Here is a 20,093-nt window from a genome sequence, read left to right as displayed (position 1 = left end):
GGAATCGGGGCCGCTCAACCTGCCGTGCGCCGGTTGGAAGTGGCATCCGCCAACGTGTCCGGCGAACAACGCAGATCACCGATCATCAGCACGTTGTTTTCACTGCGGTGCTGATCGACGTCGAGTCGGAACTGGCACAGCAACTGGTCGGCATAACGCACTTCCAGGGTGGGTGAGCCGGCATTCATTTCCATCGAGAAGAAGCCATCGACTTCGCTGACCCCGCGGCTGGCGTGATTGATCACGTGGTGCCCCTTGAGCGGCCGCCCTTGCGGATCGACCAGCCGACCGAGCACGGTCAGGGTTTTCATCACCCGCACCTTGCGGTACTCCACACCGCCCTTGTTCAGGTGATAGCGGGTACGCGCTGGTTCGATGCTTGCCGCCGGCACATGGTTGCCTTCAAAGTCGAAGCTCACCGAGCTGTTTTTGTAAGCCGTGAGCGGGATGAAATTGCGCCCCGGACGCAAGGCTGCGCTGCCGCCACTGAGGTCGTCGGCGCGCAAGGCGATGCCATCGATGTCGGACTCGACGTCGACGATCATCCCCGCCCCGCGTCCCTGATGCTGGCTGGTCAAGGCCATGCGCCGGGCACCAACCACCAGCGTGCTGTCCAGGTTCAGGCCGCCGGTGAAGTTGTCGTTGAACGACGAGCGCTGGATAAAGCCATCGCCGTTGATCGCGTCGGTACGAAAGTTCGCCAGGCTCGAAAGACCGACACCATAGGTATCGCTGAGCGCCGTCACCGAGACGCTTTGCAGCACGTGGTCTTGCAGGTCCTTGCGATAACCGAGCGAGCCATTGTTGTCACGGCTGCCATCGCGGGCCGTGCGGCTGCCGATGCTGCCGGAAATCTGCTGCCCCGGACCGCCCAACGCCATGTTGATGCTCAGGTCGACGCCACGATTGCGCGCATCACCGCTGCTGAAACTGCCCGGACGATCAAACAGCGACAACCGCCAGTTGGCGTCGCTGCCGAACAACACGGTGCGTTGTGTCCAGCCCAGGTCGGCGCCCACGCCTTCGACGTTGCCCTCGCTGTGAGACACCCGCGCGTTGAACGAACTTTTACGGCTGATCCGGTGATTGAGCGCCAGCGATGAATTGCTGGTCTCCCCGGTGAACACGTTGCGCTGACGCACGCGAGTGCCGTCGGGCAAGGTGTCGTAGGTGTTGGTGGTGTCGAGCCAACTGCGGTTGTGGCTGATCACCAGACTGCCGGCGCCATAGTTGTACAGGCCTTGCAAGTCGGCGCCGGTGCCGTGGTCTTCGGTCTGGTACAGGTTGGCGTAGAGACTGACGCTGTTGCCCAGGGTCCAGTCGATGGAACTGCCGTATTGCAGCGTTTCCCGCACCTGCCGGGCCGACAGCCCGAGAATCACCCGTGGATGCAGCAAGTAGTTGATCGCCGCGCCGACGGTGGCATCACCACTGGCCTGTTGATCCCAGTTGCTGAGCAATTTGCTTTCCTGCCCGGCGAACAGGTTGTAGCGCCAGCGCTCATCAAAGTTGCGCCAGTTACTTGGTTTGTAAATCAGCTCCTGAGTGGTCGAGGTGATTTGACCATCCTCGATCAGTCGCACTTCCACTTCATAGATACCGCCCGGCAACGGACGGGTGTCGAGGGTTTGCAAACCGGCCGGGACTGACTGGGTGTTGATCAGCAGGCCATCACGATAGATTTCCACGGAGCCTTGCCGGTTGGCCGTGACATAAACCGGGTACACGCTGGGTTTCGGGCTGTCGATCGCCAGGCTGTCGGAACTGCCATACATCACTCCCACGGCGGTATCGGGGCTGGAGCCGAACGAACGGGGCTGACGCGTCAGGCCTTCGGAGTTGGGGGTGAAGTAACCCAGGCGAAAAAAACGCCCTTCCAGTTCGCGCTGGCTATAGAGCTCATGCACCGCGTGATAGGTCTTGTCGTCCGGACCGCCAAGACGAGACAGCTGCAGGTTGAAGGTCTGGGTCCAGTTGCCCAGGCTGCCGCTGGCCTCCAGGCCGAAACGGCCGCCCAGGTCCTGGTCCTGGCCACCATTGAGATTGAGCTGGTTACGCACCATCAGGCCGCTACTGCCGCCTTCCGGTTGCTCGTAATATCGCTTGGCTTCGCTGTCGCGCTCGGCATTTTCGGTGACGATCGACAGCAATGAATTTTCCAGGTTGTAGTGCACCGCCAGCATCTGTTCCGGGCATTGTCCGCTGCAGGCGCCCAGCGTCACGCCAGGTTTGAGGATATCGGCCCAGGTCTCGCGCTCACTTGCACTGAAGCGGCTTTCGCTGGTGTCGGTGAAGTCGAGCAACGTCACCCGGTCATCGCGGGACAACACGATCATCGACTCGCCGAGGGGTTGTTGATCGAGCTCGACCCGAACCGCCAATGGTACATCGAAGAAATGCTCCTCGAACTCGGCCGGCAGGCCCTTGGCCTGTGCCAGCAAACTTCGCGGCGTGTTATCAATGGAGGTGGGCGCCGCAAATGCACTGCTACATAACAGCAGCGCAAGCGCCGCCGCGATGGGCGTCATCGGGAACATGAACGAATACTCTGATTACAAAGAAGTCAAAACACGGCCGACAAACCGGAAAATTTGCCGACCGGGTACGTCACTTGGAACAAGTAAGCGTTTTAACGTCGAATGCCTTAATTAAACAGAAGGTTCAACGACCAACATGACTACACCGGTGTAGTCGCCGGCATCCGGTTTGCCGCTATTAACTGCACTGATTTTGAACGGTGCACGATAACGAGTATTGGATTCAGTATCTCCAACGACCTCCTGCGAAGTGGTGGTCAGCGTCTTGCCATTGAGTTCGACTTTCAAATCGATGGTTTGGCTACCGGCAATCAGCTTTGGAACGCCTTCGAGCCGCGCGTTGACCTTGCCGGCGGTATGCAGGACGTCAAAATGCCCGTCGACGGTTTTCATGGCGTCGATACCTGGGTTGTAACTCATGTCCTGGTCCTTGTTGACCAGGTCGGAATCAACCGGTACCGCGTAGAAGTCGTCGGAAGGAACATGGGCGATCAGGCTGATGGAGTGCTTGGCTTCAGTGGCGGCGAACGCCATCGAAGAGGTCAGTGTCAGAACGGCCAGGGGAGCAGCAAACGCAATTTTCTTGAACATCTTTCAGTACCTGTCATTAAAAAGGATAAGCGCTGAAAGTTCATGATGAACAGAACCGTCACGAGCAGCCATTTGCCCAGCTGAACTTTCAACGCCGAGAGATGATCGAGAAATTTATCTTGAAAGTAAGCAGGCAAGTTCCTGCAAGTGCGTAGCCAAAGTGCTATGACCGTAGAAAGAAAAAACCGGAAATAACTATAAATTCAATGTTTGGCTGTAAGAGACAGACTACAAACAGCGTTCTAACCGCCATGACCTGCGAGATATTAACAAAGTAGCTTCTGTAAGACTAATACCACACTCCCCGTAAACAATGGACCAAAACAACAGATTAGAGAGTTAACACTAATTTTGGCATTTGCACCTGCTCTGCTGACCCTTATTTTTTGTGATTTGAAGATGATTTCCAGTCCGCTGCCGGGAGTGGCCGCTGGTCGGGAGGTCTTGCCTTCCCGTAAAGATATATCTTAAGTTGTATCTAAACACGACGAGAGAACGCAAAAATGAGAGACCATCATTCCCCCCACCGTGAGCATGGCGATGGCCGTGACAGCTTCGAGAAACGCCCCGCCCGCGAACGCGGCGGCCGCGGGCCCCGGGTGTTTGCCCCCGGCGATCTGAAGTTGTTGCTGCCGGCATTGATTGCCGAACAGCCGTGCCATGGCTACGACCTGATCCGCCAGATCGAAGGCATGTTCGAGGGTGCCTATTGCCCCAGCCCCGGCGTGATCTACCCGACTCTGACGTTCCTGGAAGAAAGCGAACTGATCCTGGGCGACGCCGAAGGCGGAAAAAAACGCTACACCATCACCGATGCCGGACGTCTGTTCCTGCAAGAGCAAGCCGTTGCACTGGATGGCGTGCGGATGCGCATCGACGTCAGCAAACGTTCGCTGCGCGGCCATGATCGCCCGGCGGAAATCCATGAGGCTGTGCATAACCTGCGCCACGCCCTGCAAATGCACCATGGGCGCTGGAGCCCGGACGAAATCCTGCGGGTACGTGACCTGCTCAACAACACCGCCAAAGCCATCGTCGACGGCCCCACCGTTCAACCCGTTCAGGAGAACGCCGAATGACTGAAGTGATCACCACCATTCACCGTGTCATGCACGACATCAAACGCCGTCGCCTGGAAGTGCTGCGGGTGGTCGACCTGACCCCGCGCATGCGCCGGATTACCTTGGGCGGCCCTGAATTGGCAGGTTTCGTCAGCCTGGGCACGGACGATCACGTCAAACTGTTGTTCCCGCAGAACGCCGAGCAAGCGGCGGCGCTGGAAACCCTGGTGCTGGGCGCCGGCAAGGACAACGGTCCGCTGCCTGAAATGCGCGACTACACCCCGCGCCGCTACGACCTCGATACCCTGGAGCTGGACATCGATTTTGTATTGCACGGCGACGGCCCGGCCTCGACTTGGGCGGAGCAGGCCCAACCCGGGCAGTTCCTGCACATCGGCGGGCCACGGGGCTCGATGATCGTGCCCGACATTTTCGACAGCTATTTGCTGATCGGCGACGAAACCGCCCTGCCCGCCATCGCCCGCCGCCTGGAAGGCCTGGCGGCCAACCGCCGTGCGTTGGTGATTGTCGAGGTGGAAAACGGCAAAGAGCAGCAAGTGCTGCACAGTGCGGCCGAGGTCAATGTGATCTGGGTGTTGCGCGAAGGTGGCAAGGACAATCTGCTGACCACCGTGCGCCAGATCCAGGTGCCAGCCGGCAGCCTGTACGCGTGGGTGGCGACCGAGAGCAAAGTGTCGCGGCAGATTCGTCGGGTGTTGCTCGATGAGCATGGGCTGGACGAGCAGTTCGTCAAGGCGGTTGGGTACTGGAAGTTGGGGAACAGCGACGAGGAGTGACCTGCTCGCGGGCCTCTTCGCGAGCAGGCTCGCTCCCACAAAGGGCGGATGTACGCAGTCCAATGTGGGAGCGAGCCTGCTCGCGATGGCGGCGCCTCAGACACTACAAACGCTGACTCTTGGTACGAGACCCAAGCCACCGATCCAGCCCGATCACCAGCAACGCAATCACCACAAACCCCGCCAACAACCCACCGGCATTGATGAACACCTGTGGATAACCGAGTTTGTCCACATCCACGAAGGGATACGGGTAAACCGCCAGCAGATGCCCGCGCAACAGCGCATAGGCGAAATACAGCAGCGGATAAATCACCCACAGCGCGATATGCCACACGCGCAATGTGCCCTTGGGCACACAACGCCACCAATACCCCAGGAACAGTAACGGCATGATGTCGTGCAACAGTTCATCGGCCAGCCATTGCCAGCCCTCGGGGTGCCACAAGTGGCGCAGCAGCAGGTTGTAGGCGAGGCTCACCACGGCGATGCTCACGGCAATTGCACTGCTGACCCAAGGCTGCAGGAACCAGCGGCGCGCGGCTGACTCGCGGGATGTCCATTCACAGGTCAGCACGGTCGCCACCAGGGTGTTGCTCAGCACGGTGAAATAGCTGAAAAAACTCATCAGCCCGCCGATCAGGCTGGCACCCAGCGTCCAGCGTGAATGGAAAATCAGGTACATCTGGATGCTCAATCCCGCCCAGCCGAGCATGGCGGCCACGGCCACAAAATGACGGCGTAACGCAGACGGATTGACCATGTTCAAAGCGGTCGTTTGGTGCGCATCAACTTCACATACAGGCGTTCGACCTTCTCCCGCGCCCACGGGGTTTTACGCAGGAATGTCAGGCTCGACTTGATGCTCGGGTCGCTCTTGAAGCAGCGGATATCGATGCGCTCGGCCAGCCCCGACCACTCGTAGTGTTCAACCAGCGCAGTGAGGATCTGTTCCAGCGTCACGCCATGCAACGGATCGGTGTTGTGTTCGGTCATGCCGGGCCTTTGAGCAGAGAGGGAATTGGAAGCCGCGCACCTTACGTTAAATGTAGGTGAAACGGAAAAGATCGCAGCCTGCGGCAGCTCCTACATTGGAATACGTATCCTGTAGGAGCTGCCGCAGGCTGCGATCTTTTGCCACTGTTACCAAATCCGAAACGATGCATGTCAGCAAAAGCACTTTCTCTATTTGTAACAGATCATTATCCTTGCGCCCCGCTGCCTGCTGAAACGCTTCTGCTTTCACTTCACGCCTGCTGCTTTCCGTTTATTCCCCAGAAAAAGATCAAGAACTCCGTCACTATGCCTGACTTTAAATCCTTGCGAGACAGCGCTGTCTTTGCAACTGCTGCCCACCGAAACCTCCTGCCCCTGATCGGCGGCCTTACCGCGCTGGGCCTGGCCTCCTGCGTTCAGGCGGCGCCTGCTTTCGATAGCGATTCACCGTGGATGCTCGGTGACTGGAATGGCACTCGCACAGAACTCGCGGAAAAAGGCTACGACTTCAAAGTCGATTACACCGGTGAAATGGGCAGCAATCTGCACGGCGGCTACGACCATGACCGCACGGCCCGCTACAGCGACCAGTTCGGCCTGGGCACCCACCTGGACTTGCAGAAAATCCTCGGCTGGGACGACGCCGAGTTCCAGTTGACCATCACCGAACGCAACGGCAACAACATCAGCAACGACCGCATCAACGACCCGCGTGTCGGCGGCTTCACCTCGGCCCAGGAAGTCTGGGGCCGCGGCCAGACCTGGCGCCTGACGCAGATGTGGTATCAGCAGAAATTTCTCGATGAAAAGCTCGACATCAAGGTCGGCCGATTCGGCGAAGGCGAAGACTTCAACAGCTTCCCCTGCGACTTCCAGAACCTGGCGTTCTGCGGTTCCCAGGTCGGCAACTGGGCGGGCGACATCTGGTACAACTGGCCGGTCAGCCAGTGGGCGATGCGGGTCAAATATCACCTGACGCCAGAGCTTTATGCACAGGTCGGCGCGTACGAGCAGAACCCGTCGAACCTTGACCGCGACAACGGCTTCAAGCTCAGCGGCAGCGGCACCCAGGGCGCGGTCCTGCCGGTGGAGCTGGTGTGGACGCCGAAACTCAATGACCTGCCGGGTGAATACCGCGCCGGTTACTACTACAGCAGCGCCAGCGCCACCGACGTCTACAAGGACAGCAATGGCCAACCTGCCGCCCTGACTGGCGAAGCCTACCGCAGCGCCTCGAGCAAACACGGCATGTGGCTGGGCCTTCAGCAGCAAGTCACCAGCGTCGCCAGCGACCACTCCCGTGGCCTGAGCCTGTTCGCCAACGGCACGATGCACGACAAGAAGACCAACGCCATCGACAACTACGCCCAGGCCGGCCTCGTCTACAAAGGCCCGTTCGACGCGCGCGCCCGGGACGACATCGGTTTCGCCATGGCTCGCGTCCACGTCAACCCGGCCTTTCGCAAGAATGCCAAGGCGACCAACCAGGCCAACGCCGTATTCGACTACGACAATCCGTCCTACCTGCCACCCCAGGACACCGAATACAGCGCCGAACTTTATTACGGCGTGCACGTGACCAACTGGCTGACCGTGCGCCCGAACCTGCAATACATCCGCCACCCCGGTGGTGTGAACGAGGTCGATGACGCGCTGATCGGCGGGATCAAGGTCCAGTCCTCGTTCTAAAAAACACCACAAACCCCCTGTAGGAGCGAGCCTGCTCGCGATGGACGTCAACGATAACGCTTCGAGCCTGACACCCCGCGGCGTTCTCAGGTTTCTCGCGAGCAAGCTCGATCCTACAAGGGTATGTGTCAACTGAATCGATTTATCTGAACCATGCCCGCACAAGATCGTCATCTACAGTGAACTTGCGCAGGACTACTTGAAACGTCACGGAGAATCACACTATGAGCACTGATAGTGCCTTGAGTCGAAGCCGTCTGTTGCCGACCCTGCTCGGCATTCTGCTTCTACTGATGGGCCTGGCCATGCTGGCCGGGGGGATCAAGCTGAGCATGCTCGGCGGCTCGCTGTATTACCTGCTGGCCGGTATCGGCATTGCACTGAGCGGCGTCCTGCTGATCGCCGCCCGCCGCGCGGCGCTGGGCCTGTACGCACTGGTGCTGTTCGCCAGCACCCTGTGGGCGCTGTGGGAAGTTGGCCTGGACTGGTGGCAACTGGTGCCGCGTCTGGCGCTGTGGTTCGCCCTCGGTGTGGTGATGCTGCTGCCGTGGTTGCGTCGTCCATTGCTGATCAACGGCCCTGCCCCCATGGGCACTGGCGCCTTGAGCGTGGCCGTGGTCCTGGCCGGTGTCACCGCCGTGGCCAGCCTGTTCACCCATCCGGGCGAGACTCTCGGCGAGTTGGGTCGTGACTCGGCTGACATGAGCAGCACTGCGCCACAAATGCCTGACGGAGACTGGCAGGCCTATGGCCGCAGCGAATTCGGTGACCGCTATTCGCCACTCAAGCAGATCACCCCGGCTAACGTCGGCAAGCTGCAAGAAGCCTGGCGTATCCAGACCGGCGATCTGCCAACCGCCGATGACCCGGTGGAACTGACCAACGAAAACACCCCGCTCAAGGCCAACGGCATGCTCTATGCCTGCACCGCCCATAGCAGGGTGCTGGCGCTGGACCCGGACACCGGCAAGGAACTGTGGCGTTTCGACCCGCAGATCAAGAGCCCGGTGGGCTTCAAGGGTTTCGCCCACATGACCTGCCGTGGCGTGTCGTACTACGACGAAGCGGCCTACGCCAAGTCTGAAAACGCTGCCTCCGCAGTGATTTCCGAGGCCGGCAAAGCCGTCGCCCAGGCCTGCCCGCGTCGTCTGTACCTGCCAACCGCCGATGCACGCCTGATCGCACTCAACGCCGACACCGGCAAGGTCTGCGAAGGTTTCGGTAAAAACGGTGTGGTTGACCTGACTCAGGGCATCGGGCCGTTCACCCCCGGTGGCTACTACTCCACCTCGCCGGCAGCGATCACCCGTGACCTGGTGATCATGGGCGGCCACGTCACCGACAACGAGTCGACCAACGAGCCATCCGGTGTGATCCGTGCCTTTGACGTACACGACGGTCATCTGGTGTGGAACTGGGACAGCAACAATCCCGACGCGACCGAACCGCTGCCAGAGGGCGAACACTACAGCCGCAACTCGGCCAACATGTGGTCGCTGGCCAGCGTCGACGAAAAACTCGGCATGGTCTACCTGCCACTGGGCAACCAGACCCCTGACCAGTGGGGCGCCGACCGCACCCCGGGCGCCGAGAAGTTCAGTGCCGGCCTGGTCGCGCTGGATCTGGCCACCGGCAAGGTGCGCTGGAACTACCAGTTCACTCACCACGACCTGTGGGACATGGACGTCGGCAGCCAGCCAACCCTGCTGGACATGAAAACCGCCGACGGCGTGAAACCTGCGCTGATCGCCCCGACCAAACAGGGCAGCCTGTACGTCCTCGACCGTCGCGACGGCACGCCAATCATCCCGATCCGCGAAATTCCCGTGCCGCAAGGCGCGGTGAAAGGTGACCACACTGCTGCGACCCAGGCTCGTTCGGACCTGAACCTGCTGGCCCCGGAACTGACCGAAAAAACCATGTGGGGCGCCAGCCCGTTCGACCAGATGCTGTGCCGCATCCAGTTCAAGGAACTGCGCTACGAAGGCCAGTACACCCCGCCATCGGAACAGGGCAGCCTGATCTATCCGGGTAACGTCGGCGTCTTCAACTGGGGCGGAGTTTCGGTCGATCCGGTTCGCCAGATGCTGTTCACCAGCCCGAACTACATGGCCTTCGTTTCGAAAATGGTGCCTCGTGCCGAAGTCGCAGCCGACAGCAAGCGCGAAAGCGAAACCGCGGGCGTGCAACCGAACACCGGCGCACCTTACGCGGTGATCATGCACCCGTTCATGTCGCCGTTCGGCGTACCGTGCCAGGCTCCGGCCTGGGGCTACGTCGCGGGCATCGACCTGACCACAAGCAAAGTCGTGTGGAAACGCAAGAACGGCACCAGCCGCGACAGCTCGCCATTGCCTATCGGCCTGCCACTCGGCGTGCCAAGCATGGGCGGCTCGATGGTCACCGCCGGCGGCGTTGGCTTCCTCAGCGGCACGCTGGATCAATACCTGCGCGCCTATGACGTCAACACCGGCAACGAGCTTTGGAAATCGCGCCTGCCGGCTGGCGGTCAGGCTACGCCGATGACCTACACCGGCAAGGACGGCAAGCAGTACGTGCTGTTGGTCGTCGGTGGCCACGGCTCACTGGGCACCAAGATGGGTGACTATGTGATTGCGTACAAACTGTCCGAGTAAGTTTTAGCGGCAGTCAAAACAAAGGCGACGCCCGTGAGGACGTCGCCTTTTTTTGTGCCACACCGCCCCCCCTGTGGGAGCGGGCTTGCTCGCGAAAGCGGTGTGTCAGTCGATGCAAATGTTGTCTGGCACACCGCTTTCGTCGGAACGCCGCCCGGAGCAAGCCCGCTCCCACATTTCGACCGCGCACAGCCATGGTTCAGCTAACCTGTCTCTGCGCTGAACACACCTGCGAAACACCGCGTCGCAGAAAATGACCGTTGAAACCACCGCCAACCTGCCCCATCTAAGACCCATACCCATTGCGCAGGTGCCCTCATGAGCGACCAGCAGGAATTCCCCGAAGCCCCAAGCGAATACGCCGACCCGGAAAACGCCCCACAGCACAAACCTGGCAAAGGCCTGGCCCTGCCTGGCCAGAACCTGCCGGACAAGGTCTACATCATCCCGATTCACAATCGCCCGTTCTTCCCGGCCCAGGTGCTGCCGGTCATCGTTAACGAAGAGCCGTGGGCCGAGACCCTGGACCTGGTGGCCAAGTCCGAACACCATTCCCTGGCCCTGTTCTACATGGACAGCCCCCAGGAAGACCCGCGCCACTTCGACACTTCGGCCCTGCCGCTCTACGGCACGCTGGTCAAGGTGCACCATGCCAGCCGCGAGAACGGCAAACTGCAGTTCGTCGCCCAGGGTCTGACCCGCGTACGCCTCAAGACCTGGCTCAAGCATCACCGCCCGCCGTACCTGGTGGAAGTCGAATACCCGCATCAGCCCTCCGAGCCGACCGACGAGGTCAAGGCCTATGGCATGGCGCTGATCAATGCGATCAAGGAACTGCTGCCGCTCAACCCGCTGTACAGCGAAGAGCTGAAGAACTACCTCAACCGCTTCAGCCCTAACGATCCGTCGCCGCTGACCGATTTCGCCGCCGCGCTCACATCGGCCACCGGTAGTGAGCTGCAGGAAATCCTCGACTGCGTGCCGATGCTCAAGCGCATGGAAAAAGTCCTGCCGATGCTACGCAAGGAAGTCGAAGTCGCGCGCCTGCAAAAAGAGATTTCCGCCGAAGTTAACCGCAAGATCGGCGAGCATCAGCGCGAGTTCTTCCTCAAGGAGCAACTCAAGGTCATCCAGCAGGAGCTGGGCCTGACCAAGGACGACCGCAGTGCCGACCTCGAACAGTTCGAACAGCGGCTGGAGGGCAAAGTCCTGCCAGCACAGGTGCAGAAACGCCTCGAAGAGGAAATGAACAAGCTGTCGATCCTCGAAACCGGCTCGCCGGAATATGCGGTCACCCGCAATTACATCGACTGGGCGACCTCAGTGCCGTGGGGCGTGTACGGCGAGGACAAACTCGACCTCAAGCACGCGCGCAAAGTGCTGGACAAACACCACGCCGGCCTCGACGACATCAAGGACCGCATCCTCGAATTCCTCGCCGTTGGTGCCTATAAAGGCGAAATCAGCGGCTCCATCGTGCTGCTGGTCGGCCCGCCGGGCGTGGGCAAGACCAGCGTCGGCAAATCCATCGCCGAAACCCTGGGCCGGCCGTTCTATCGCTTCAGCGTCGGCGGCATGCGCGACGAAGCCGAGATCAAGGGCCATCGCCGCACCTACATCGGCGCGCAGCCGGGCAAACTGGTGCAGGCGTTGAAAGACGTCGAAGTGATGAACCCGGTGATCATGCTCGACGAGATCGACAAGATGGGCCAGAGCTACCAGGGCGACCCGGCCTCGGCGTTGCTGGAAACCCTCGATCCGGAGCAGAACGTCGAATTCCTCGACCACTATCTGGACCTGCGGATGGACCTGTCGAAAGTGCTGTTCGTGTGCACCGCCAACACCCTCGATTCGATTCCCAGCCCGCTGCTCGACCGGATGGAAGTGATTCGCCTGTCGGGCTACATCACCGAAGAAAAAGTCGCCATCGCCAAGCGTCACCTGTGGCCCAAGCAGCTTGAGAAAGCCGGCGTGTCCAAGGGCAGCCTGAGCATCAGCGACAGCGCGCTCAAGGCGCTGGTCGACGGTTATGCCCGTGAATCCGGCGTGCGCCAGCTGGAAAAAAACCTCGGCAAACTGGTGCGCAAAGCGGTGATGAAACTGCTCGACGATCCAAAGGCTGTGATCAAGCTCGGCCCGAAAGACCTCGAAACGTCGCTCGGCAAACCAGTGTTCCGCAACGAGCAGGTGCTGTCGGGTGTCGGCGTGATCACCGGCCTTGCCTGGACCAGCATGGGCGGCGCGACCCTGCCGATCGAAGCCACGCGCATCCACACCCTCAACCGTGGATTCAAGCTCACTGGCCAGCTGGGTGACGTGATGAAAGAGTCGGCGGAAATCGCCTACAGCTACGTCAGTTCGCACCTGAAATCCTATGGCGGCGATCCGAAGTTCTTCGACGAGGCCTTCGTCCACCTGCACGTACCGGAAGGCGCCACGCCGAAAGACGGCCCGAGCGCCGGCGTGACCATGGCCAGTGCCCTGCTTTCGCTGGCGCGCAATCAGCCACCGAAAAAAGGCGTGGCCATGACCGGCGAACTGACGTTGACCGGGCATGTACTGCCGATTGGCGGAGTGCGGGAAAAAGTGATTGCGGCGCGGCGGCAGAAGATTTTCGAACTGATTCTGCCGGAGGCGAATCAGGGCAATTTCGAGGAGCTGCCGGAGTATCTGAAGGAAGGCATTACCGTGCACTTTGCCAAGAAGTTTGCAGATGTGGCGAAGGTGTTGTTCTGATGCTCTTGTAGCGCCTGTACTGCCGTCTTCGCGGGCAAGTCGAATCGTCGCACCGCCGCTCCCACAGGAAATTGAGTCGGTCACAAAACTTGTGTGCACCCTCAATCCCTGTGTGCGAGCCTGCCCGCTCCCACATTGGATCTCATCGACTCAAGTACCGAATCCGACTGGAAATCTGCGGCGCGCGCTTGCACCATGAACGTCTCCCGAAAGCTCTGGAAATCCCATGCCCGACGACATCCACTTCTACGAACCCGCCAACGGCCACGGCCTGCCCCACGATCCGTTCAACGCCATCGTCGGCCCGCGTCCCATCGGCTGGATTTCTTCACAGGATGCCGAGGGCCGCTTGAACCTGGCGCCCTACAGCTTCTTCAACGCCTTCAACTACATTCCGCCGATCATTGGTTTTTCCAGCGTCGGGCGCAAAGACAGCCTGAACAACATCGAGCAAACCGGCGAGTTCGCCTGGAACCTGGCCACCCGGCCGCTGGCCGAGCAGATGAACCAGAGCAGCGCCATGGTCAAACCTGAGGTCAACGAGTTCGAACTGGCCGGGCTGACGACCGCAGCATCGAAGGTCATTCAGGTGCCACGGGTGGCCGAGAGCCCGGTGTCCTTCGAGTGCAAGGTCACGCAGATCATTCAGCTGCAACGGGCGGACGGCAATGTAGTGCCGAGCTGGCTGATTCTCGGCGAAGTGGTCGCCGTGCATATCGCCAAATGGCTGTTGAAGGATGGGGTATACGACACCGCCGCGGCAGAACCGATTCTGCGCGGCGGTGGGCCAGCGGATTATTTCCAGCTGGGGCCTGAGGCCTTGTTCAAGATGTACCGCCCGGGGCGGTGAAGTGACTACCAGAGCAGGTCGGCGTCTTCTTTGACGTCCTTGAGGTGGGTCAGCTCTTTGGCCGCTGCCAGGTCGGCGTCATGGGCGGTCTTGAAAATCTGCCCTTCCAGCACTTTGTGAAAACGCGGGGCGCCGGCACCACCCAGCGCTTTGACGGCGATAGCGGCGTGGTAACCACCCTCGCCCGGTACTACAGCGGAAACAGCTTCGAAGTGATCAAAGGCTTTACGTGCCATGTCGCGCATCCTGGCTGGTTGAGAATGCCGTCATTAAACCCTCAACCGGCCAGTTTGTGTACCGCCACTGCGGACTGATCCAGGGCCTGCGCCACCGAGACATCCTTGAAGGTGTGGAAATCCAGGCTGTTGACCACCAGCTCCTGCACCAGCTCGGCAAAAATCTCCATCGCCGGCGTGCTGAAGTACGCCGTCATGGCCTGTTGATTGCTCCAGAAACCGGACACTAGCCACAGCTCTGGATCACACTGCGAATGCTGCAAGGCAAAGCTCAGGCAGCCTGGCGCTGCGCGGGACGGTTCGATCAGGGCGCTCAGGCGCACACCGAGTTCCGCCGAGCGCCCGGCGCGCGCTCGAACGAAGGCCATATGACTGACGGGGATCTGCGTGGACATGTTCAACCCTCCCGGGGAGTCGCGTGGCAGCCGGGGGACGGGCTGCGACAGGATCAAAGGTTAAGGGCCGCGACGCCTGTCTCGTTAGTCGATTCCTGCCGGCGCGTTGCACAATCCTGCGAAACTGCATCGCCAGCCTGTAACAATCTGTAAAACCCTGTCACGGTTCTGCCACACGACTTTCAAGCAAGTTCTTGCGACACGAGGCTCTAGTGGCTACACCGCCGGTCGCCACCAGGCAGAATCAGGCAAGCATCTGACAGGATGTGTCTACCGCTGCCACTTGCACAAACTTATGCTCTGCACCACTCCCTCCATGCCTTGCCGAGGATGCCGCGCATGTCGTCGCTCGATCACTTTCAAGCCCCGCTGGACACCGACATGGAAAAGCAGCGTGCGGAACTGGCGGCGATCATCCGCCGCAACACCGCCGAAGATGGCAGTTATGCCACGGCCATCGGCTCGCTGTTCATGTCCCGTCACAGCCAGAACCACGAATTCGCCCCGGTGCTCGCGCAGCCAGCACTGTGCATCATGGCCCAGGGGCGCAAGGAAGTTCAGTTGGCCAACGAGTACTTCAACTACGACCCGTTGAACTACCTGGTGGTCTCGGTCTCGATGCCGCTCAGTGGACGGGTGGTGGATGTCTCGCCTGAGGAACCGATCCTGGCCTTGCGCCTGGACATCGACCCGACGGAAATCACCGCACTGATCGCCGAAGCCGGTCCCCTCGGCGTGCCCACCCGGCCGACCGGGCGCGGGCTGTATGTCGAAAAACTCGACACCGCGATGCTCGACGCCGTGCTGCGCCTGGCACGGTTGCTGGATACGCCCAAAGACATCGCCATGCTCGCACCGCTGATTCGCCGGGAGATCCTCTATCGCCTGTTGCGCAGCAAACAGGGGCATCGGCTGTACGAAATCGCCATCGCCAACAGTCAGAGCCATCGCATCAGCCAGGCGATCAAATGGCTCAATGGCAATTTTGAACAGCCGTTGCGCATTGATGATCTGGCCAAGGAAGTGAACCTGAGCGTGTCGACGCTGCATCACCGTTTCAAGGCGATGACGGCGATGAGTCCGTTGCAGTATCAGAAGCAGTTGCGCCTGCAGGAAGCGCGGCGGTTGATGCTTGCCGAAGGACTGGAGGCTTCGGCGGCGGGGTATCGGGTCGGGTATGAAAGCCCTTCGCAGTTCAGCCGGGAGTACAGCCGGTTGTTCGGGGCGCCGCCGTTGCGGGATCTGGCGCGGTTGCGGTTGTCGGTTTGATCCGGGTCCAGTGGTGCGGCTACTGACGCCTTCGCGGGCAAGCCCGCTCCCACAGGGGATTATTGGTGGTCACCAAATTGTGTGAACACCGACGATCCCTGTGGGAGCGGGCTTGCCCGCGAAGAGGCCAGTTCAGGCAATACAAATCCTGGATCAGGCCCCAAGTACCCGACAAGCCTCCACCGGCAAGGTCACCGAAACCGGGTGACCAACGCTCAAGCCAAAGCCCTGGCAAGGCGTGCTCAGCGCGGTAAACGACACCCCGGAACACTCCACCGTGGTCTCGATGGTCGCGCCGATATCGCGCACGAAGGTCACCTTGCCCAGTAGGCGGTTGCCCGCGGTCGCCTGGGGTGCGGACAGTTGCAGGTCTTCCGGGCGAATCAGCATCTTCACCTTTTCACCGACCACGATGCTGCTGCAGATCGGCACTTGCAGCGCATCGCCGCCCGGCAAGCTGACCTTGCCGTTACCCAGCACCGTGGCCGGGAAGATGTTGCCCGAGCCGATGAAGTCCGCGACGAACTCGTTGGCCGGATGGCGGTAGATCTCAATCGGCGTGCCCACCTGCTGCACCTTGTGCTCACCCAATACGACCACGATATCGGCCATGGTCATGGCCTCGCGCTGGTCGTGGGTCACCATGATGGTGGTGATGTTCAGGCGCTGTTGCAGTTGACGGATTTCCACCTGCATCGACTCGCGCAGCTTGGCGTCCAGCGCCGACAACGGCTCGTCGAGCAGGAGGATTTTCGGGTGCGAGGCAATCGCCCGGGCAATCGCCACGCGCTGGCGTTGGCCGCCGGACAGCTTGGCCACCGGACGATTGATCATCGCTTGCAGCTGGATCAGCTCCAGCAATTCCACCACCCGCGCCTGCTGGTCAGCCTTGCTGACTCCGCGCAGCTTCAGCGGATAGGCGATGTTCTCCCCGACCGTCATGTGCGGGAACAGCGCCAGGGACTGGAACACCATGCCGAAGTTGCGCAGGTGCGCCGGGGTGTTGCCGATGTCTTCGCCGTCCAGGCGGATTTCGCCGCCGGTCAGGGTTTCAAGGCCGGCGATCATGCGCAGCAAGGTGGTCTTGCCGCAGCCCGAAGGGCCGAGGAAACACACCAGTTTGCCCTCGGGCAAATGCAGGTTCACATCCGTTACCGCGCAGGCCGAGCCGTAATGTTTCTCGACGTTTTCCAGAATCAGACCAGACATGTGAATCACCTCAAGAAATCAGAACGAAACGCCACCTTCACCGACCAGCTTCTCCAGCGCCCAGATCAGGACGAAGTCGATCAGCACGATCAGTACGGCAAACGAAAATACGGTTGGGTCGAGCGAAGACACGGTGCGGCTGTACATCCAGATCGGCACGGTCATGACGTCGATGGTGTAGAGGAAATAGGTCACGGTGAATTCGTTGAACGAGACGATGAACGCCAGCAGCATGCCCGCCAGGATCCCCGACTTCATCAACGGCACCACCACATCGACAATCGCCCGCAGCGGTGAAGCACCGAGCATTTGCGCAGCCTCCTCGACTTCGCTGCCGATGGAGAGCATCGCCGCCGTGCAGTTCTTCACCACGAACGGCAACGCGAGGATCACGTGGGCAATCACCAGGCGCGAGGTGGTCATGTGGAACGGCAGGCTGTCGAACACCAGCAGCAATGCCAACCCCAACACCACCATCGGGAACACCAGCGGCAACGACATCAGTTGCAGCGCCACGGCCTTGCCGCGGAACTCGCAACGAGTCAGCGCGTAGGCTGCCGGCACCGCGATGATCGTGGCGAAAATCATGGTCAGGCACGACACCATCAGGCTGGAGCTCATGGCCTGGCCGAGGCTCAGCACGTCACTGGAATCCGGCGACACAAACGTGTGCCAGGCGGCCTTGTACCATTGCAGACTGTAGCTGCTCGGCGGGAAGTCGAGGTTCGACGCGCCGCTGAACGACATCACGATCATGGTCAGGATCGGCAACACCGCCAGCAACAGGATGAAGCCCGAGAGGATGCCGGCAAACTTGCCGGTATCACCCGGCAACAACTGGCGCTTCTTGATCAGGGTACTCATTGCGAAGCCTCCAGCATGCGGCGACGGCGGCCAGTGATGTATTCGGACAGGGTCATGATCGCGAGGGTGGTGACGATCAGCACCACACCGGCAGCGGACGCGGCGGGCCAGTTCATCAGCGGGGCGATCTGGTCATGCACCATCACCGCCAGCATCGGCACGCGCCGGCCACCGAGCAGCAAGGGCACCACGAAACTGCTGGCGTTGTAGGCGAACACCAGGGTCGCACCGGTAATGATCCCCGGCAGACTCATCGGTAATACCACCTGGCGGAACACCTGGAAGCGACTGGCGCCAAGGGTGGCGGCAGCTTCTTCGTAGCTGCGGGCGACGCCGCGCATGGCGCTGGCAATCGGCAACACGGCCAGCGGGAAGGCGGTTTGCACCAGGCCCATCAACACGCCGTTCTGGTTGTACAACAGCATGATCGGGCGCTTGATCAGGCCCAGGCCCATCAGCGCCTGGTTGAGCATGCCACCGGGGCCGAGGATCACCAGCCAGCCGTAGCTTTGCAGCAGTAGGTTGACCAGCAATGGCAGCAACACCGCCGCAAGAAAGATCCGTCGCACGAACGGCGAGGTCAGGCGCGACATGGTGTAGGCCACCGGGATCGCCAGGATCACTGCGATCACCGCGCTGATCAACGCCAGGCGCAGGGTCAGCATCAGCGACTTGAGGTAATAGGGTTCCAGCAACTGGGCGTAACTGGCCAGGCTGAACCCGGACCATTCCGCGCCCTTGGTGCCCACGCTCATGCGCAGTACCAGGAGGCTCGCGGCGATCAGCACGCCGAGAAACAGCATCGACGGCGTGAGGAAAAGCCAGGCGCGCGTCGTTGGCGAAACACCCCGAACGGCGCGCACGGGGGCGGCACTCACCGGATGAGTCAGAGGTTGGTGTTCCATAGCAAAGGGTCTCGTCAATGGAAAGCAGCTGACAGACACAAGACCTGACAACACCGATGTCCAATGTGGGAGCGGGCTTGCTCGCGAAGAGGCCGTGTCAGCCGACATCAATGTTGAATGTCACACCGCATTCGCGAGCAAGCCCGCTCCCACATCTGATTTGTGGTGCTTTACGGGCTTGTGTACGTCACTCGATCAGGAAGAAAAGATTTCCGTGTAACGACGAATCCATTGGTCATGCACGCTGGCCAGGAAGGCGTTGTCGTGCATGATCGCCTTCTCGGCAATCTGCTCCGGCGTGAGGATGTACGGGCTCTTGCGTGCTTCGGCAGAGATGATCGCCTTGGCGTTGACCGGGCCGTTGTAGATGTCTTCAGCCATCTTGCCCTGCACCAGCGGGTCCAGGGAGTGGTTGATGAAGGCGTAGGCCATGTCGGTATCGCCCGGACGGTTCTTCGGCATCACCGACAGCATCAGGTCGGTGTAGAAACCTTCCTTCATGCCGAACGTGGCGCCCAGGCCGTAGGCCGGATCGCGGATCTGTTTCGGGAAGAAGGCCGGTGCGTACAGGCCGCCCATGTCCAGGGAACCGGTGCGGAACAGTTCGGCGATCTGGTTCGGGTTTTCACCCAGGGTCACCACACGATCTTTCAGCTCGGCGAGTTTCTTGAAGCCAGGTTCGATGTTGTGTTCGTCACCACCGGCCAGTTTGGCGGCGATGATGATCAGGTCCATGGCCTCGGTCCAGTTTGGCGGCGGCAGGAAGATGTTCGGCGCCGCGTCGGCATCCCACAGGGAGGCGTAGCTGGTCGGGGCTTCTTTCTGGGTGCGGGTGCTGTAGACCAGGCTGTTGCACCACAGCAGGTAACCGATACCGTGGCCATTGGCGCCGGTGCGGTATTTCTCCGGTACATCGACGAGGTTGGGAATGCGGTTGAGGTCGGGCTTTTCCAGCAGGTTGGCGGCGGCCAGACCTTCGGCGCCTACGCCTGCCAGGGTGATGATGTCGTACTGCGGACGATCACCACCGGCCTTGAGTTTGGCGACCATTTCCGAGGTACTGCCGGTGCGGTCAGCGATGACCTTGCAGCCGTACTTGTCTTCGAACGTCGCGGCGATGTTGCGCAGTGCAGCCAGGCCGGTGTCATCGGACCAGGTCAGCAAACGCAGGGTTTTGCCGGCAAAACGTGTGTCGCTGGCATTGGCCTTGATGAACGGCATGCTCATGGCGGCCGCTGCAACCGAGGCTACGCCCACGGTCTTGATAAATTGACGTCTGTTCAGATCATGCTCGCCCATTACGGACTCCCTTTGTTTTTGTA

General features: G+C 60.6%; 18 protein-coding genes. 7 read left to right on the top strand and 11 right to left on the bottom strand.

Annotated features, from left to right (window positions below; all coding sequences use genetic code 11):
* Positions 1-14: 14 nt before the first annotated feature.
* Both AC3IT9_RS05280 and AC3IT9_RS05275 read right to left on the bottom strand, forming a co-directional pair.
* Positions 15-2,537, bottom strand: coding sequence for a CS1-pili formation C-terminal domain-containing protein (locus tag AC3IT9_RS05280; protein ID WP_489272289.1), 2,523 nt, complete (start codon positions 2,535-2,537; stop codon positions 15-17).
* A 111-nt stretch (positions 2,538-2,648) separates the two neighbouring features.
* A complete protein-coding gene (locus tag AC3IT9_RS05275; RefSeq protein WP_150728071.1) occupies positions 2,649-3,128 on the bottom strand; it encodes a CS1 type fimbrial major subunit in 480 nt (159 codons plus the stop codon).
* 503 nt (positions 3,129-3,631) lie between these two features.
* Here AC3IT9_RS05275 and AC3IT9_RS05270 point away from each other — a divergent pair.
* Both AC3IT9_RS05270 and AC3IT9_RS05265 read left to right on the top strand, forming a co-directional pair.
* On the top strand, positions 3,632-4,207 hold the full coding sequence (locus tag AC3IT9_RS05270) for a PadR family transcriptional regulator (protein ID WP_489272288.1): 576 nt from the start codon (positions 3,632-3,634) through the stop codon (positions 4,205-4,207).
* Positions 4,204-4,986 (top strand): siderophore-interacting protein, encoded by a 783-nt coding sequence (locus tag AC3IT9_RS05265; protein WP_489272287.1) that lies wholly within the window; start codon positions 4,204-4,206, stop codon positions 4,984-4,986. The genes AC3IT9_RS05270 and AC3IT9_RS05265 overlap by 4 nt, the downstream gene beginning before the upstream one ends.
* A 103-nt stretch (positions 4,987-5,089) precedes the next feature.
* Here the strand turns inward: AC3IT9_RS05265 and AC3IT9_RS05260 are convergent, their stop codons facing one another.
* The 3 genes from AC3IT9_RS05260 to AC3IT9_RS05250 are packed head-to-tail and all read right to left on the bottom strand — an operon-like array spanning position 5,090 to position 6,232.
* Positions 5,090-5,749: a Pr6Pr family membrane protein gene (locus AC3IT9_RS05260; RefSeq protein WP_489272285.1), complete on the bottom strand. Its 660-nt coding sequence runs from the start codon at positions 5,747-5,749 to the stop codon at positions 5,090-5,092.
* Positions 5,750-5,751: 2 nt separating this feature from the next.
* Positions 5,752-5,982 (bottom strand): VF530 family protein, encoded by a 231-nt coding sequence (locus AC3IT9_RS05255; protein ID WP_489272283.1) that lies wholly within the window; start codon positions 5,980-5,982, stop codon positions 5,752-5,754.
* Positions 5,983-6,028: 46 nt separating this feature from the next.
* Positions 6,029-6,232 carry a hypothetical protein gene (locus AC3IT9_RS05250; protein ID WP_489272282.1) on the bottom strand — a complete coding sequence of 68 codons (204 nt, stop codon included), beginning with the start codon at positions 6,230-6,232 and terminating at the stop codon, positions 6,029-6,031.
* A 56-nt stretch (positions 6,233-6,288) separates the two neighbouring features.
* Between AC3IT9_RS05250 and AC3IT9_RS05245 the strand changes: the two genes are divergently transcribed.
* From AC3IT9_RS05245 to AC3IT9_RS05230, 4 genes are all read left to right on the top strand, one after another.
* Positions 6,289-7,671 (top strand): carbohydrate porin, encoded by a 1,383-nt coding sequence (locus tag AC3IT9_RS05245; RefSeq protein WP_489272280.1) that lies wholly within the window; start codon positions 6,289-6,291, stop codon positions 7,669-7,671.
* Positions 7,672-7,895: 224 nt separating this feature from the next.
* Complete coding sequence (locus AC3IT9_RS05240; RefSeq protein ID WP_489272279.1) at positions 7,896-10,307, top strand: glucose/quinate/shikimate family membrane-bound PQQ-dependent dehydrogenase; 2,412 nt, start codon at positions 7,896-7,898, stop codon at positions 10,305-10,307.
* A gap of 318 nt (positions 10,308-10,625) precedes the next feature.
* Entirely contained in the window at positions 10,626-13,043 is a 2,418-nt protein-coding gene (gene lon, locus AC3IT9_RS05235; protein ID WP_150728064.1) for an endopeptidase La, read from the top strand.
* A gap of 226 nt (positions 13,044-13,269) precedes the next feature.
* On the top strand, positions 13,270-13,893 hold the full coding sequence (locus tag AC3IT9_RS05230; RefSeq protein WP_150728063.1) for a flavin reductase family protein: 624 nt from the start codon (positions 13,270-13,272) through the stop codon (positions 13,891-13,893).
* A gap of 5 nt (positions 13,894-13,898) precedes the next feature.
* Here AC3IT9_RS05230 and AC3IT9_RS05225 read toward each other — a convergent pair whose 3' ends face one another.
* On the bottom strand, positions 13,899-14,129 hold the full coding sequence (locus AC3IT9_RS05225; RefSeq protein ID WP_056726096.1) for a hypothetical protein: 231 nt from the start codon (positions 14,127-14,129) through the stop codon (positions 13,899-13,901).
* A 41-nt stretch (positions 14,130-14,170) separates the two neighbouring features.
* Positions 14,171-14,524, bottom strand: coding sequence for a putative quinol monooxygenase (locus AC3IT9_RS05220; RefSeq protein WP_489272277.1), 354 nt, complete (start codon positions 14,522-14,524; stop codon positions 14,171-14,173).
* Between the two features lie 339 nt (positions 14,525-14,863).
* Between AC3IT9_RS05220 and AC3IT9_RS05215 the strand changes: the two genes are divergently transcribed.
* A complete protein-coding gene (locus AC3IT9_RS05215; protein ID WP_489272275.1) occupies positions 14,864-15,793 on the top strand; it encodes an AraC family transcriptional regulator in 930 nt (309 codons plus the stop codon).
* A gap of 153 nt (positions 15,794-15,946) precedes the next feature.
* On the opposite strand, the gene AC3IT9_RS05210 is transcribed toward AC3IT9_RS05215, so the two are convergent.
* The 4 genes from AC3IT9_RS05210 to AC3IT9_RS05195 form a co-directional block, all read right to left on the bottom strand.
* A complete protein-coding gene (locus tag AC3IT9_RS05210; protein WP_223529079.1) occupies positions 15,947-17,002 on the bottom strand; it encodes an ABC transporter ATP-binding protein in 1,056 nt (351 codons plus the stop codon).
* A gap of 18 nt (positions 17,003-17,020) precedes the next feature.
* Positions 17,021-17,866: an ABC transporter permease gene (locus AC3IT9_RS05205; RefSeq protein ID WP_489272273.1), complete on the bottom strand. Its 846-nt coding sequence runs from the start codon at positions 17,864-17,866 to the stop codon at positions 17,021-17,023.
* Positions 17,863-18,771, bottom strand: coding sequence for an ABC transporter permease (locus tag AC3IT9_RS05200; RefSeq protein WP_150757245.1), 909 nt, complete (start codon positions 18,769-18,771; stop codon positions 17,863-17,865). The genes AC3IT9_RS05205 and AC3IT9_RS05200 overlap by 4 nt, the downstream gene beginning before the upstream one ends.
* A gap of 195 nt (positions 18,772-18,966) precedes the next feature.
* Positions 18,967-20,070, bottom strand: coding sequence for an extracellular solute-binding protein (locus AC3IT9_RS05195; RefSeq protein ID WP_095057092.1), 1,104 nt, complete (start codon positions 20,068-20,070; stop codon positions 18,967-18,969).
* Between the last annotated feature and the right edge of the window lie 23 nt (positions 20,071-20,093).

This window comes from Pseudomonas sp. KH_046_1 (assembly GCF_057839025.1).
This window is presented reverse-complemented; position numbering and strand designations above follow the sequence as displayed.